This is a genomic window from Idiomarina sp. 29L, from assembly GCF_004123135.1.
In the GTDB taxonomy this organism is placed as follows: Bacteria; Pseudomonadota; Gammaproteobacteria; order Enterobacterales; family Alteromonadaceae; genus Idiomarina.
Genome location: NZ_SDJS01000002.1, coordinates 238,974 through 254,165, shown reverse-complemented (window position 1 = coordinate 254,165; position 15,192 = coordinate 238,974). Strand labels below are relative to the sequence as shown.

Below are 15,192 nucleotides of genomic sequence, written 5' to 3'. Positions count from 1 at the left end.
CCATGGATGGCCTTCGTCAAGCCCTCATGGATGAGCTCGTCGCGTCTCCGCCACAGAGGCCTTCAATGCTCAAGCGAAGCAAGTGAGCAGTCTGTCCCAATCCCATGCAACCTCAGCGCTCGCTAGTTGTCGAACTTCAGCAGCATTTCGCCGGCGTCACAGTAGCAGGTGCCGTCGCATACTGGGCAATAGTAGCCGTCTTCGACGGAAGCCTGGTACCAACGCTTACCGTGTTGTTTTATCATTTCGCCACCGCAGCGTGTGAAATATTCGTAGGCACTGTTTTGGGGGCTTTGCATCCAAATATGCGCTAGACCACCTTGGCAGCCAAGCTCTTTAGCGCTGTCGATACTGCGTTGCAATAAGGTTTTGCCAATGCCTAAGCCGCGTGCCTTTTCTGAAACCGCCGCACACTTAAAATAGCACAGCTTGTCTGCAGCAAATGGCCATTCAGATGGTGTGCAGAAGCTATCAATGGGCCATTGACCGGGCGCTAGTGTCAGCCGCACACCGAGCATCTCACCGTTTTTTATTGCCAGCCAGTTAAGTTGAACATTACCGGCGGTGCCTGCTGATAAATAATGCTGGAAACTCTCTGGTGTTAAATAGTTGTCACCATGAACTTCGTTGGCTAGATCAATAACGGCCGCCTCATCGGCAGCCGTTATTTGACGATATATTACTTCGCTCATTAGTAACGATACTCGTCAGTTTTAAATGGACCTTCAACATTAACATGGATGTAATTGGCTTGCTCTGGCGTCAACTGAGTCATGACACCACCGAAGCCTTGCACCATATAACGTGCCACTTCTTCGTCCAGTTGTTTCGGCAGAACTTCAACTCGCAGATATTCTTCCTGCTGCTTAATTTCCATGTCAGCGAACTTCTGCTCAAACAAGTGAATTTGAGCCAGTACTTGGTTGGCAAATGAGCCATCCATAATGCGGCTAGGGTGACCAGTTGCGTTACCTAAATTCACCAAACGACCTTCGGCTAACAAAATCAGGTAGTCGTTATCATCGTCTGAACGATAAATTTTATGTACCTGCGGCTTAATTTCTTCCCAGCGCCAGTTCTTGCGCATAAAGGCCGTGTCAATTTCGTTATCGAAGTGACCAATGTTACAAACCAGAGCCGTAGGCTTAAGCGCTGCCAGCATATAACGGTCACACACATCCATATTACCGGTGGTGGTCACAATAAGGTCGGTATTCCCCAGCAAGTCTTTATTAATGTTTTCGCCGTTACCTTTGTTTTTACCGTCAATATAAGGAGAAACCACTTCAAATCCGTCCATACAAGCTTGCATAGCACAGATTGGGTCAATCTCACTGATTTTAACAATCATGCCTTCCTGACGGAGGCTGGCGGCAGAGCCTTTACCCACATCGCCATAGCCAACAACCAACGCCTTTTTACCCGACAATAAGTGGTCGGTTGAGCGCTTAATGGCGTCGTTCAGCGAGTGGCGGCAACCGTATTTGTTGTCATTTTTTGACTTAGTGACGGCGTCGTTCACGTTAATAGCCGGAACCTTCAATGTGCCTTTTTCCAGCATATCCAGCAGGCGGTGAACACCCGTGGTGGTTTCTTCGGTAATGCCGTGAATCTTCTCAAGCATTTGCGGGAACTCGTCGTGGATCATCAGCGTCAAGTCGCCGCCGTCATCCAAAATCATGTTCGCATCCCAAAGTTCGCCGTCTTTATGACAGGTTTGCTTCAGACACCACTCGTATTCTTCTTCTGTTTCACCTTTCCAGGCGAAAACCGGAACACCGGCGGCAGCCATAGCGGCAGCGGCATGGTCCTGAGTCGAGAAAATATTGCACGAAGACCAGCGCACTTCTGCGCCCAGCTCAAGCAATGTCTCAATTAACACCGCTGTCTGAATCGTCATATGAATACAGCCGATGATGCGAGCGCCCGCCAAAGGCTTGCTGGCCGCATATTTGCGACGAATAGTCATTAATGCCGGCATTTCCGACTCAGCGATAGCAATTTCTTTGCGGCCCCATTCGGCGAGGCTAATGTCAGCGACTTTATAGTCTTGTGAATTTTCTACACTCATAACGACTCTCTTTTCAGTAATTTTCGTGAATTCTATGCGGTTTCAGCGTTCATAACGCGTTCAATCAACTGCTGCTGGCGTGCTTTATCTAAGCGGGCGCCAAATTCAGTGACCAACTCAGCCGCCGCATGGCTTGCTAAACGGCCAGCGTTTTCTAATGACATACCTTGAGTCAATCCGTACAGCATAGCACCTGCAAACATATCGCCGGCGCCATTGGTATCAATCGCTTTAACAGGTACACCGGGTATATGAACCTGGCGCTCCTTATCGGCAATAATAGCGCCGTCTTTGCCCAGCGTTATAGCGACGGTCTCAGCTTTCTCTAATAATACGCTCAATGCAGCTTGAGGATCTTCTTTACCCGTCAGTAATTCCGCTTCTTCTCGATTACAAAACATTAAATCGACACCGCCGTCCAGAATCTCGTCAATGCCGTCTCGGAAAAACTTAACCATGGCCGGATCTGAGCAGGTCATGACCAGTTTGGTATTGTTTTCACGGGCGACTTTTTTCGCATGCTGAATAGCGCCACGGGCGATATCGGAGGTAATCAGATACCCTTCAATATACAAGTAGTTGGCGGCGGCAATCGCATGGTCATCGATTTCTGCCGTCGACAAGTCCGCTGTAATCCCTAAATGCGTGCGCATGGTGCGCTCTGCGTCGGGAGTGACCATCACCAGGCAACGTCCGGTAATACCCGGGTTTTGCTGGTTTTTAAGGCTGGTTTCAATGCCGACGTCTTCTAAGTCCTGGCGATAGAACATGCCCGCTTCGTCGTCTGCGACCTTGCAGCAGTAGTAGGCGTTACCGCCAAACTGGGCAAAAGCAACCAGTGAATTAGCGGCTGAGCCACCACCGCACTGCTTTTTTAATTCGCCAAGTTCGGAAAGTTCGGCTATGAGAGTATTTTGAGCGTCTTCGTCAATTAACTCCATCATGCCTTTTTTAAGGTTGTGTTTTTGCAGGAAGTCGTCAGTGACTTCAAATTCCTGATCCACCAGCGCGTTGCCAATGCCGATTACATCAATGGTTTTCATAGTTTCAAATGGTTGCCTTATTAGGGCGCGTAGTATACCCGATGAGTCTGTCAGGGTCGATAAATGAACAGTGTAAAAAGTCCAATTAACAGACAAGCAATGAAGAAACTTTGCCATAGCCTTTGCCAGTGGGCGGCGTAAGGCAATAACAACTCCGCCGGCCGACCGCCAAAACGTTGTCGGCTAATACGAATGCCGGCCGCTTGTATAGGACCGCCGAGAGTAACCTTATGGCAATAACTGAAGCTTTGCAGCCAACTGAGTACGATGGTCGGGAATACCGGGTTACGCTTTAATGGCTCAAGCTTCGGGGTGTTTCGGCGGAATAAACCAACCGCACGTGCAAACACAGAAAGAAAAAATGACGGTAAAAAGTGTGTAATAGCGTATAGCCAAGCCGTAGCCTGACCGAAATTACGGTAGCGAGCTTGAGCGATGGGCCACACTTCCTTAAGTTCAGCAACAACACGCACCCCCAGGGCGGCTAAGGGGCCTCCTACGCACCAGAATAGCAGTGGTGCAAAACGGCTTTCTAACAGACTGGTCGCCCGCAACTCTATGATGGTTTTCGCTATGCCGTGCTCGCTGAGTAAGTCGCAATCGCGCCAGGTTACCCGGCTTAACCATGAGCGTGCGGCGTTTTTACGGCTTTTTGCTAAATGTTGTTCGGCGAGTTGCGTCGCTTGTCGAGTGTTTTGTTGGCGCAGGCTTACTAACAGAATCAGCCAACCAATGGCCAGGGAGACTTCGGCACCAGCAAAAACGATGGCGGCGGGGAGAAGCACTAATAGCAGCATCGTCAACAACCCCAGAAACCCTGCAATTTTCTGCTGACCGGAAGGACGGCCTTGTTTGTTCACTTTGCCGCTCATGTAGGCGGCCATTAGCCGCAGCACGGCAAAAGGATGCCATTGTTCTGGCCACGGAAACCAGCGCTCTGCCAGCAATGCCAGCAGAGCGAGGCCAAAAGGGGAAAACAGTAACTCTTTAAACAGTTCAGCGGTCATGCCGTTATATTGCCATGGCAAGGCTTAAGCGGCAATCGGCTGGCTGTTCTTGTCCTTGTTATTAGGTACGGCAGCACGAACGTGCTCAGCCTGACGAATTTTCCCGTGAATATAGTCATGCAACTCGGCCACACGGTAACCCGGTTTTGCCTTAAAGCGCAGGAAAGGAAGCCCTGCTGCGGCGAGTGTGTTTTTCAAAAACAGGTTACGCTTCTGTTGTTGCAGCGATGACTGGTTAGGCTCAAGCTCAATGGCAACTTTAACTTGCATGGTATCGATATCGCACAATACGTAGTCCAGAATACGCTGACTGGCTTTTTGCTGGGCGTCTTTTCGCGCAGAAGACGAAAGCCCTGAACGCACTGTTACGATATCGCTCAGACGGACTTTAGTGAAAATGCGGAACTCATTGCCCACCGACTTCTCAAGCAGTGTTAAAAACTGATCTTCCTGAGCCGTACACAAGGACACATCTTTTAGTTTGTAAGGGTAGGGGACGTAGTTCTCGGACATGCGACTGGCAATAACAGCGACCGCAATAAGAACCACAACAAACAACAACAGGATAATTTCCATTTTCACACCTCATCAGAAAATTGACGCTCTCTGAGATATGAAGCAAAAGCTGTGCCACAAGAATATGACACAGCTTTATTTTTTAGGCTTTATAACCGCCTGGAACACCTTTCGTGGTGACACTGACGGCATCGTGCGCGTGCAGGGACTCGTAGTGATTGACTCGCAACCAAAAGTCGCGGAAATTTTGCATTTGGTTAAGCTTATGCTGTAAGCGACGTGACGCATCTTCACAGAACATCAAATTCTGACCGTTTAAGCGTGCAAATTCTTGTTCGTCTTCCCGTTTCACCGCGGCCTGAACGGGCGTTTTTAATGCATCCTCTACCGCGTCGATAAGCTCAACAATTGGGAAGTCGGTGACATTCTCACTTAGCTGAACTTTGACTTCTGCGACTGAACGCTGGCTGTGTGGAGTTGCCACAATACCCTCGGTAGAACCAAGCCATTCGTGCATCGTAGCGGCGTCTACGGTTTCTTGACCGGCAAACTTTTCACTAAAGGCGTCCTGTATTAACTGACGCGCAAGTGCCGCTGAACAGGGGCAAGTGGATGAATAAGGAACATCGACAGAAAGCTCAAGATTCAGCGTGCCAGCATCGTAGCGGCCAGTTAGGCTGACTGGATACGCTTTCCAGCCTTGCTTCTTGCTGATTAACGATTTACGACGTAGGTGATAGTCGAAATCAAACTTAATAAACGCTTGATTGCTGATGTCTTTGTGACTTTCGATAAAGTCATTCAATAATTGTTTTAGAGATTCGTGACTGAGCTCACCGTTGGTTGATAACTCATCCAACAGTAAATAAAGACGCGACATGTGAATGCCTTTGGTCTTTGGGTCTTTCAAGTTGACAAAAGCTTCCACCTTCGCTGCTACAGGGCGTTCAGACGCACCGGCCGCTGCCACCATCAATGGAACTTCAATATTGCTCATGCCAACCCAATCCAGGGTTCCCTCTGTCTGGGCCTGTGTTTGGTTGGCTACGTCGGGCATAACTGTTGGCATTCGTTGTGAACTCCAAAAATTTCGTGAATATTGTCAGGGCCGAGTTGATCTTTATCAATTAGGCTCAGTCTTAAAGTCGGGCATTATAGCGCAGAATTCCATCGGGTGACACCGATTGCCCTAATCGATTCTCCCTGACAAACAAGCCGGGGAGTTGACTAAAACAGTAATTACGCCGAGGATAGAGTTTTGGATTGACGGAGTAAGAAAATGTCAGAAAAATCGGTCATTGATACCGAATTATTGCAGCAGTACGTTGACTCATTGGGTGTGGACGGCTTAAAAACGACGTTAGCTACTTTTGATGGGGTGATTCAAGAGTACGCTAAACTGATTCATACGGCAGCCAAAGAACGCAAAGAAGACGAGCTTCGCAAACAAGCGCATAAAGTGAAGGGCGCGTGCAGCTCTGTTGGCTTATCTCAGCTTGCAGAAATGATGAAACGAGTTGAAAAGGAAAAATGGGAGTGGCCGCAAGTAGAACGTTGGCTGATAGAGTGGGCCGACGCGGTTATTCCGCATCGGCAACAAATTGATGCTTGGTTAGCTACCCATCACTGAGCTTGCTGATCAACTTCACCAATGAACCGGTAACCTTCACCATGGATGGTGGTTATTAGGTTCGGCGTTTCAGGGTGAGACTCAAAGTGACGGCGAATACGACGAATAGCGACGTCGACGGTACGGTCATTTGGACGTAACTCACGATCCAACATGCGTTTTACCAAAGTTTCACGATCTAAAATCCGACCCGGATGCGTTAAAAACAACTCTAACGCGCGGTATTCACTTTTCGGAAGACGGAACATTTGGTTGTCAGGCGAATAAAGACAACGGCTGTCACTGTTTAAACGCCAACCGTGGAAGCGAAATTCAACGCTATTATTTTCTACCGGATTACTTGAGCGAGACGCTTCAATACGACGGCACAGGTTACGAACGCGAATAGTTAACTCTTTGGGGTTGTAAGGCTTGATGAGGTAGTCATCAGCACCTAGCTCAAGGGCAAGCAGGCGATCATCTTCACTGTCACGACCGGTCAGAAAAATGAGACCAATGTTATCTCTTTCACGCAGTGACTCAGCAAGCTCTAAACCATTTTTACCCGGTAAGTTAACGTCCATAATCACAACATCGACGCGCTCCTGGCGCATGATGTTTTCCATTTGCAGTCCGTCCGCCGCGTCAAATACTTCATAGCCTTCCTGTTGGAATAAACGAGTTAGTGTCTGGCGGGTAACGACTTCATCTTCAACAATCAGTATTCTGGCATTCATAAGCGTTGATTTTCCCGGAAAGTTCGTCGCTTGACGTGAAAGTTAGCGTCAAATTATAAAAGTTATGACGTTACATTATGACTTTTGTTTCAAATTTTTCAAGCATTGCTGAGCACGGTCACTGGAAAGCGGATAATAAATTCAACACCGTTATTTTCCTCACTGAAAAAGTGAATGTTGCCGCCCAGAACCTGAGTAACCAAGTTGTAAACCAGGTGCAAACCTAAACCACTGCCACCGGAACCCCGCTTGGTTGTGACAAAAGGATCAAATATTTTGCGACTAATATCAGCGTCAACGCCGTGACCGTTGTCGGTGTATATAATTTCAAGTTCGTTATCATTGACCAATTGAAAACGGATATCGATTTGCCCCTTTTCGCGTCCCTCAAACGCATGAACCATTGAGTTAATAATCAGGTTCATGAGTATCTGGTTAAGAGGTCCTGCTTTCGCCCGAACCTGGATATCGCCCTCGCAATGAACGTTTATAGGGAAGTCCTCAGGATTTAAGCGGCGCGGTTTCACTGACATGAGTACATCGTTCATAAAGCTGTTGATTTCTATGTCACGATCCACTTCCGATGACTGGTCTACCGCCACCTGTTTGAAACTGGTCACTAAGTCAGCGGCTCTGTTCAGATTGCGGTAAATAATCTGCAAGTTCTCGTCACAATCTTTTAAGAAACGCTCGAACTCATTGGTTGAAATTCGTTTAGCGTCAAACTTCTCCTGCATAACAGCAAGCTTGTCCTGCAATAGCGTTGAGGCGGTGACGGACAGCCCAATAGGTGTGTTCACCTCATGTGCGATACCGGCAACCATATCACCTAGCGAGGCCATTTTTTCAGACTCGACAAGTTGTCCCTGGTATTGGTGCAACTGTTCCAGTGTTTTCAGGAGTTCGCTATTGGACTCTTTCAATGCTTGAGTGCGCTGTGTGACTTGCTGCTCCAGTTGAGTATTTAACTGGCTCGCTTCTTCTTCCGCGCGGCGTTGTCGGGTAATGTGCTGTTGGACTCGATCCAGCATGGTGTTGAAGGCTTGCGCCATGGTGTCGAACTCAGCAAGTTGCGACGACGGTAAGCGCAGCGAGTAGTTTTTATCTCGTGCCACCTGCGATACAACGTCAACCACGGAGTCAAGCGGTTGTACTATCGCTTTACGTAATCGTAACGTCGCCAGCCAGCAGGCCAGCAGCGTGACAAGTGCCACCACAACCGCAACGGCTATTGAGCGCCACATGAATAACCTGACCTGCTCAAGCGAGCCTCTGAGATAAACATAGCCAATGACGTCGCCATCGAGAGTCACGGGCTGGGACACCTCAATGTTTGCATCGTTTATTGTCGGCGAGGTTAAGCGCTCTAACTTGGAGAAGCGTGCCGGAATAGGGGCTAAACCTTGCTTATTATAACTGGAGAAAAAGGTTAGCTGGCCGCTGGCTTCGTCCATTTTATAAACATGGATATGCTCAATAAACGGGGTGTTTTGAAAGGTGCCAAGACGCTGCTTTTCGGAGACGGTATCGTCAAAAACGATGGTTCTGGCGGCATTGCTGGCGATGATCCGCGTATAAGACAATGCCTGCTCCTGCAAAGACTTTTCGAACTGTCCAACTTGGCTGACAATATTTATGGTAAAGCCAATAAGCAGCGCAAAACTGGTGACTAATAGCACCAGATAAATGAGTATGCGCTTCAGTGAAATCGTATGCATTCAGTTAACAGCTCAACTTAATTCTTATTTATGTTTATTTATGTTAGCAAATCGTTAACAAAAGAGTAATCATCTAAACGATAAAACGCTGATTTTATCGACAAGCCGCTTTGTAGACACGATAACGACCGTCATCCGCTAAAACGTCGCAATGTCCAAAACCTTCCTCAATCACCTCAGCCCACGGTAAAAACCGATTCGCAACGATATATAACGTCCCGCCTTTGTTCAAATGTTTGCGAGCACTAGCCAAAAATTTACGAGCAATGGCATAGTCAGTGTTTTGGCCGGTGTGAAAAGGCGGGTTGCTGACAATGGTGTCAAACATTTCTAAATTATCCGGTAAGCCGTCGGCTAAGCGTAAATCAACCTCAATCCCTTGCTGTGAGAACGTCATGGTGCTGGCAGCTATCGCCATTGGGTTAACATCACAGGCGGTTAACCGCTCGGCGGATTGGTGCAACGCACTGGTTATCACACCGGCGCCGCAGGCAAAATCTAATACGTGGCCCAGTGGTTTCTCTCCCAGAGTGTTCAGTAGCAATAGGGTGGCAGGGTCAATATGAGTTTGACTGAATACGCCTGGTAATGTGGTGAAACTCTCACTATGCCCCTTTAACTCATAATGGACGTGGGTTGCGTAATCAGTTAGCGGAGGTGAATCTCCAGCGTCGTTAATATGTTCAGCGCTAAACAATTGGCAATGATTTCCTGACGCGGTTTTACGCGCTTTTGAAAAGCTCTCAGGCAACTTTTTCGCCAGTGACTGAACGCCTGAACGCTTTTCCCCAACCAACCATAAGGCCGCGCCTTTAGGTAAGGCACTGAGTTGTTCAAGGATATAGTGATTCAGAGCTTTCTCTTTGGCAACAACCAGCATGACTTGTGTGTACTGGCTCATATCAGGCGCTGTCGCCTGGCAATAAACGACCCTGCCTTTCGCTTGCCATTGACTGGCGATACCGGCGTGAAAGCTCCAGGCCTCGGTATTGTCTAAGCCGGCCAAGCTATCGTCGAGCGGGTTAATAACCAATAAAGTTGAGTCACGCCAGGGTTGTTCGTTTTGACGCTCTAGTAAAGAAAAAATAGCAGATGACATTATAGTGAATCGTTACAGTAGACTGTCTACGCGCAGTTGTTTGTCTTCAAGTAGGAACATTGTACCATTGCGATGCTCTTTAATGCGCAGGCTTTTTTCTTTAAAAATAAAGAGTATGCCCGGGAACACTTCACGACTGACCATGGTGCGTAACGTCGGGTGCGTTTCAAACGCTTCTAAAACAGAATCAATGCTAATGCGAGTCGTCGTAATTCGGGACTTTATTTTTTTGAGTTCACCGTGCAGTTTTTGTTGGTATTGCACCCGTTTGGCTTCGTCCTCAAGTGATTTACAACGTTCCAAACCTTGCTGCAGCGTTTTGGCACGCGCAATCAGCTTAGCGAGAGAGCTACGTAAGTGATTGAGATGAGAGACTGCCTGTGGATCATGGGGTGGTAGCGACCAGTAAATACGAGTTTTGGTCCCGGCTGGAGCCCCCAGTTGACCGCAATAGATGTGATCACTGGTTTCAATGGTGCCACCAATGAGTTTACCCCTGGCGGCTTTACCTTCCCCGCCAATTGCCAAAGGACCTTTTGTAACGACATGGCAATGCGTGAGCTGCTTATTGGTATGCACACCGTTTTTCGCATCAAAAAACGAATATTGAGCATAAGCGCACCAAACCGAACCACCCGCGACCAATTTAGTGGATACCTCTGGTATCCAGTCATCCGCGTCTTCATCGTGTTCGCCGGTTTCCGACGCATTTAATAAGCGTCCAATACAGCCTTTCTGCACGGTAATATTGCCATCAGCGTAGAGCTCGGCAGAGTCGACGTAACCACCGACGGTAATATCGCCGGTACAGGTCACTTTCATGCCTTCACTGACATTACCCGTTACGATGACGCTGCCTTTAAACTTGACGTGCCCTGTTGAAACATCAACGTTATTAAGCTGCATAACGTCATCAACTTGCACGCTGTTACCATTAAAACTGGGCAAACCGGTGCGGTCAGCGATAATAATATTCGGATCATCATCACTTATTTTCGTGCCCTCACCGGGGGCAAAGTCACGATCTTCCCCATCCATTGCCTCGAGTTCTTGCCCAAACACGGTGAAACCCGGCCGACCTTTACTCAATGGTATTTTTTGCAGCAGCGGCTGGCCGGGGTCGACCGTCACTTGCGCGCCTAAGTCGCGCATATCAGCGGTACCATCTTCTCGAAGCTGAGGGCGCAACACGCGCTTTCGAGCGTCATCGACCAATGGTTTAAAGCGTGCATTGCTGCCGTTGATAGGGTGTTTGCCTTTGGCAACAGTGACCGACATTTCGGCTCCGGGAGGCGCTTCGTTTGTGTGTTCGACTAACGCTTCAATACCCTTACGCTGAATGCCTGAGGTAATGTCTTTCTCGCGTAGCGCAGAGATGATCATTTCCTGCGTTAATGCTTTGCCGCCATACCCGACAATACCGCTGGCAGTGACTTTCATGTCGTCATCGCTGACTTGCAGCTTCAGGTCAGCATCAAAAATTTCCGCAATGATGACTTGAAAATGGATGCTTTTGTTGCTGTCTTTGGAGAAATGCTGCGCATACTTTGTCGCAGTTTGAGTCAGCATTTGGGGATCTAACAGTTTGGCAGCCGAAAACTCAGACGCCTGCCAGGCTTTCTGTAATGCTTCTGCTTTAACGTCTGAAGGCGATGTACCTGCATCAATCATGATGTACACATCGCGTTCAGAAACCCGGAAACTGACCGGACTGGACATTGTGCGCCTATTTTCTAACTGTTGTTATAATTTTATCGGCCAATATTAACGAATTCTGATGAGTTTTTGTATTGTTTTTAGTCAGTCGAAGAGTTTTCGTTACAATAGTGTTGGACTTTTTGATTCACTTCAAAAAGAAAGTAGTTAACTTGTCTAACCTCTTGCCGCTTTTCAGTTTCCGACAATTTTGGCCATTTCTTGAATAGTTGTCCAACAAACTCGCTGAACTCATAAGCACCAACGGTAGCGGTTAAACTTTTCAAGGTATGCAGTTTAATTTTAGCTTCATTGTCATCAGTCACTAAGACGTCTTCATCGAGTAACGGTGAGAATTCCTCTAAATAACAGCGAAGGACTTCGCAATAAAGCGGCTGAACATCATCGCAATGGTGAAGCCCTTGCTCAAAGCTAACGCTTGACAGATTGGTTGTCATAACGGCTTATTCTCGTAGACCTCGGTGAATGAATCGACACTCTCTGTGGCTTCGGATATGACGTCTTTGTCAAACTGCGCCACATTGAACAGTGCCTCTCCTTCGTTCGCAACCGGTATGTTGCTGCAACCGATAATAATCCCCCGGACGGGCGATTCAATAGGATCGTCGGCACCACCATGCGGATTAACACTCAGCGCCAATATCTGACCTTTCTGAATGGTTTGCCCTAACTCAACTTTGGGTAATATCAAACCGTCACGTTCGGCACGGACCCATGTTGAGCGGTGCGATATTACCGCGGTAATTCGGCGACCTTTACGACGACCTTTCAGCATTTTCAGGTGCTTCATGACGTTTTGGACGCCAATAACGCCGGCACTTATTGACGCTTCGTCAAAGCGCAATGCTTCGCCGGCCTCGTAAAGAATGAGTGGAATGCCCAATTCCGTCGCCAGAGCTCTTAGCGATCCGTCACGTTCCTTGGAGTGCAAAATAACGGGCGTGCTAAAGGCCTTAGCCATGGCTAACGATTTGTCGTTATCAACGTCTGCTCGTATTTGCGGCAAATTGCTACGATGAATAGCACCGGTATGCAAATCGATAATATGAGTAGATTTTTTCACCAACTCTTCACTGAAGAGAAAGGCCATTCTGCTGCCTAAAGCGCCACGCTCCGACCCCGGAAAGCAGCGGTTTAAGTCACGGCGATCAGGTAAATAACGAGACTGCTGAATAAAGCCAAATAGGTTCACGATAGGCACAACAATCAAGGTGCCTGAAAGGTTGCGGGCGTCAGTTTCGTTAATTAAACGGCGACAGACTTCGATACCGTTGAGCTCGTCACCGTGAATAGCGGCAGAAACCAGCAGCACCGGACCCGGCTTGGTGCCATGGAATACATCGATACGTAAATCCAATGGCGCGTCGTTATAAAGCCGAACCGCCGGCAACGTAATGTGTTGATGTGAGCCAGGTTCAATCGACTGCCCGGCAAGCTCAAACCGCTGCATGTCAGCCTTTTCCTTTCGTACGTGTTTTATGCGCTTTGGCGTTTTTTTCTAAGAACGTAATAATTTGTGCTGCAACGTCTTTTTCTGTTGCCTGCTCAATACCTTCAAGGCCCGGTGATGAGTTCACTTCCATAATCAGTGGCCCGTGGTTCGAACGTAAGATATCCACACCAGCCACATTTAACCCCATGGTTTTTGCTGCTTTAACGGCCGTTGCACGCTCGGCGGGGGTCAGTTTGACCAACGACGCGCTTCCACCACGATGAAGGTTTGAACGAAACTCTCCAGGTTTGGCCTGGCGCTTCATTGCGGCAATGACTTTATCACCAATCACAAAACAACGAATGTCAGCGCCACCGGCCTCCTTAATGTATTCCTGCACCATAATATTCGACTGCAAGCCCATAAACGCTTCAATAACGCTTTCAGCCGCCTGGCGAGTTTCAGCCAGCACTACACCAATACCCTGAGTGCCTTCGAGTAACTTAATCACTAACGGTGCACCGCCAACCATTTCAATAAGGTCAGGAATATCCTGAGGCTGACTCGCAAAGCCTGTCGTTGGCAATCCAATGCCTTTGCGCGATAGCAGTTGTAATGAGCGTAACTTGTCGCGGCTACGCGAAATAGCGACTGACTCATTTAACGGATAGGTACCCATCATCTCAAACTGACGCAACACAGCAGTGCCATAGAAAGTGACTGAAGCGCCAATACGCGGAATAACGCAGTCGTAATGTGGCAGTTCTTTACCATGTTTGTGAATGGACGACTCACGAGCATTAATGTTCATGTAGCAGCTCAGCGGATTAAGTACGTCAACTTCGTGACCGCGATCACGCGCCGCTTCAATCAACCGGCGAGTCGAATACAGCGAAGAGTTTCGCGATAAAATCGCTATTCTCATTTTACATCTCCAAGTAAGTGAGAGGCATCAGGGTTGACCAGGAAATGCCCACGCATGGCCTGACGTCCTAACAACATTCTGAATTTCATCGTGTCTCTGTTAGTTAAGGTTAGTTCGACCTTCTGGTCAAATGAACCTAGCACGAGACGAGTCTTTATGACATAACGGGTTTCAGTGTGCCCACCAGAATCAGTAACGTCTCGTTTATCGTGAACTTTCGCTTCACAGACGTGCTCTTCCTGCGAGTCCTGCTTAGGGTGAACAAATATACGCAGCCATTCTTCACCTTTTTTCATAAAGGGTTCAAGCTGAAAAGCATGCAAACAGGAAGTTTTGGCTCCCGTATCGACTTTCATGTGAATGTTACTAATGCCTAGCTCGGGGAGGTGCCCCCACTCTCTCCAACCAATTGTTGTCATTGTGCTACCTTGTAATTAATGCTGAGTGCTTAATACAGTATTTCTCAAAAAAGGCAATATTTTTAGTGATCATTTGAAAGAATTTTTTCGTTTGAAGACGATGAAAGAGTAAGCAAGGAAAATTTATGTCTGCATGTCCAGGATGCGATTGCCGAACGCCGCTCAACTTCGGTATTAAAATGGCTTTTCAACCCATCGTTGATGCCAGCCAGAAAAATGTATTTGCCTACGAAGCGTTGGTGCGCGGAGAAAATGGCGAGGGAGCCGGAGAAGTATTAGGGCGGGTCACGGAAGATACCAAATATACTTTCGATCAAAGTTGTCGGGTTAAGGCGATTGAAACAGCGTCAAGAATTGAGCTGCCCACCAAGCTCAGCATTAACTTTATGCCAAACGCGATTTATGAACCGGAGACTTGTTTGGCGAAAACGCTGTCGACGGCACGTAAAACTGGCTTCGATAAACACAACATCATCTTTGAAGTGACTGAGCAGGAAAAAGTGGTTAGTCAGGATTTTTTGGTGGATGTGTTTAAAGCCTACCGCAAAGAAGGTTTTTTAACGGCTATTGATGACTTTGGTGCCGGGTATTCCGGACTGAATTTATTGTCTGATTTTCAGCCTGATATTATTAAAATTGATATGAAGCTGATTCGCGACATTGATGCCAATAGAGTGAATCAGGTATTGGTGCGAGGTATTTTAGATATTGCCGAGCAGCTTGGCATTCGGGTTATCGCTGAAGGCATAGAAACCGAAAGAGAATTAAAGTATCTGCAGGACGCCGGTGTATCGCTTATGCAAGGCTACTTCTTTCAGAAACCCATGCTAGAAGCCATACAGCCGGTCGTATTTCGGTAACCACGTAGCCTGATGCTATTGCATCAGGTTCGATCCCCCC

The 15,192-nt window shown here is 47.8% G+C and carries 16 protein-coding genes; 2 read left to right on the top strand and 14 right to left on the bottom strand.

The window, feature by feature from the left end:
- Positions 1-122: 122 nt before the first annotated feature.
- From EST55_RS04860 to folE2, 6 genes are all read right to left on the bottom strand, one after another.
- Complete coding sequence (locus EST55_RS04860; RefSeq protein WP_129496700.1) at positions 123-692, bottom strand: GNAT family N-acetyltransferase; 570 nt, start codon at positions 690-692, stop codon at positions 123-125.
- Entirely contained in the window at positions 692-2,071 is a 1,380-nt protein-coding gene (gene ahcY / locus EST55_RS04855; RefSeq protein WP_058575990.1) for an adenosylhomocysteinase, read from the bottom strand. Before ahcY ends, EST55_RS04860 begins: the two co-directional genes overlap by 1 nt.
- Positions 2,072-2,103: 32 nt before the next feature.
- Positions 2,104-3,114 (bottom strand): adenosine kinase, encoded by a 1,011-nt coding sequence (locus tag EST55_RS04850; RefSeq protein WP_129496699.1) that lies wholly within the window; start codon positions 3,112-3,114, stop codon positions 2,104-2,106.
- Positions 3,115-3,164: 50 nt separating this feature from the next.
- A complete protein-coding gene (locus tag EST55_RS04845) occupies positions 3,165-4,121 on the bottom strand; it encodes a cobalamin biosynthesis protein (RefSeq protein WP_129496698.1) in 957 nt (318 codons plus the stop codon).
- 24 nt (positions 4,122-4,145) lie between these two features.
- Positions 4,146-4,697, bottom strand: a complete 552-nt coding sequence (locus tag EST55_RS04840) for a DUF2726 domain-containing protein (protein WP_088768846.1) — start codon at positions 4,695-4,697, stop codon at positions 4,146-4,148.
- A gap of 82 nt (positions 4,698-4,779) precedes the next feature.
- The gene (gene folE2, locus EST55_RS04835) at positions 4,780-5,706 is read right to left on the bottom strand and encodes a GTP cyclohydrolase FolE2 (RefSeq protein WP_100690763.1); all 927 of its coding nucleotides are present in this window, start codon (positions 5,704-5,706) and stop codon (positions 4,780-4,782) included.
- 210 nt (positions 5,707-5,916) lie between these two features.
- Here folE2 and EST55_RS04830 point away from each other — a divergent pair, with 210 nt between their 5' ends.
- The gene (locus tag EST55_RS04830; protein ID WP_088768844.1) at positions 5,917-6,267 is read left to right on the top strand and encodes an Hpt domain-containing protein; all 351 of its coding nucleotides are present in this window, start codon (positions 5,917-5,919) and stop codon (positions 6,265-6,267) included.
- Here the strand turns inward: EST55_RS04830 and arcA are convergent.
- The 8 genes from arcA to EST55_RS04790 form a co-directional block, all read right to left on the bottom strand.
- Positions 6,261-6,983: a two-component system response regulator ArcA gene (gene arcA / locus EST55_RS04825; protein WP_164976526.1), complete on the bottom strand. Its 723-nt coding sequence runs from the start codon at positions 6,981-6,983 to the stop codon at positions 6,261-6,263. The genes EST55_RS04830 and arcA overlap by 7 nt on opposite strands.
- Before the next feature lie 98 nt (positions 6,984-7,081).
- Complete coding sequence (locus tag EST55_RS04820; protein ID WP_129496697.1) at positions 7,082-8,701, bottom strand: ATP-binding protein; 1,620 nt, start codon at positions 8,699-8,701, stop codon at positions 7,082-7,084.
- Between the two features lie 94 nt (positions 8,702-8,795).
- Positions 8,796-9,800 (bottom strand): class I SAM-dependent methyltransferase, encoded by a 1,005-nt coding sequence (locus EST55_RS04815; RefSeq protein WP_129496696.1) that lies wholly within the window; start codon positions 9,798-9,800, stop codon positions 8,796-8,798.
- A 12-nt stretch (positions 9,801-9,812) separates the two neighbouring features.
- Positions 9,813-11,519, bottom strand: coding sequence for a FapA family protein (locus EST55_RS04810; RefSeq protein ID WP_129496695.1), 1,707 nt, complete (start codon positions 11,517-11,519; stop codon positions 9,813-9,815).
- A 77-nt stretch (positions 11,520-11,596) separates the two neighbouring features.
- Positions 11,597-11,953, bottom strand: coding sequence for an Hpt domain-containing protein (locus EST55_RS04805; RefSeq protein ID WP_129496694.1), 357 nt, complete (start codon positions 11,951-11,953; stop codon positions 11,597-11,599).
- The gene (locus EST55_RS04800) at positions 11,950-12,966 is read right to left on the bottom strand and encodes a succinylglutamate desuccinylase/aspartoacylase family protein (protein ID WP_129496693.1); all 1,017 of its coding nucleotides are present in this window, start codon (positions 12,964-12,966) and stop codon (positions 11,950-11,952) included. The genes EST55_RS04805 and EST55_RS04800 overlap by 4 nt, the downstream gene beginning before the upstream one ends.
- A gap of 1 nt (position 12,967) precedes the next feature.
- Positions 12,968-13,873, bottom strand: a complete 906-nt coding sequence (gene rimK / locus EST55_RS04795; protein ID WP_100690757.1) for a 30S ribosomal protein S6--L-glutamate ligase — start codon at positions 13,871-13,873, stop codon at positions 12,968-12,970.
- Entirely contained in the window at positions 13,870-14,292 is a 423-nt protein-coding gene (locus tag EST55_RS04790) for a RimK/LysX family protein (RefSeq protein WP_100690756.1), read from the bottom strand. Before EST55_RS04790 ends, rimK begins: the two co-directional genes overlap by 4 nt.
- Positions 14,293-14,417: 125 nt before the next feature.
- On the opposite strand from EST55_RS04790, the gene EST55_RS04785 reads away from it, so the two are divergent.
- Complete coding sequence (locus EST55_RS04785) at positions 14,418-15,152, top strand: EAL domain-containing protein (protein ID WP_129496692.1); 735 nt, start codon at positions 14,418-14,420, stop codon at positions 15,150-15,152.
- The last annotated feature ends 40 nt before the right edge of the window (positions 15,153-15,192 follow it).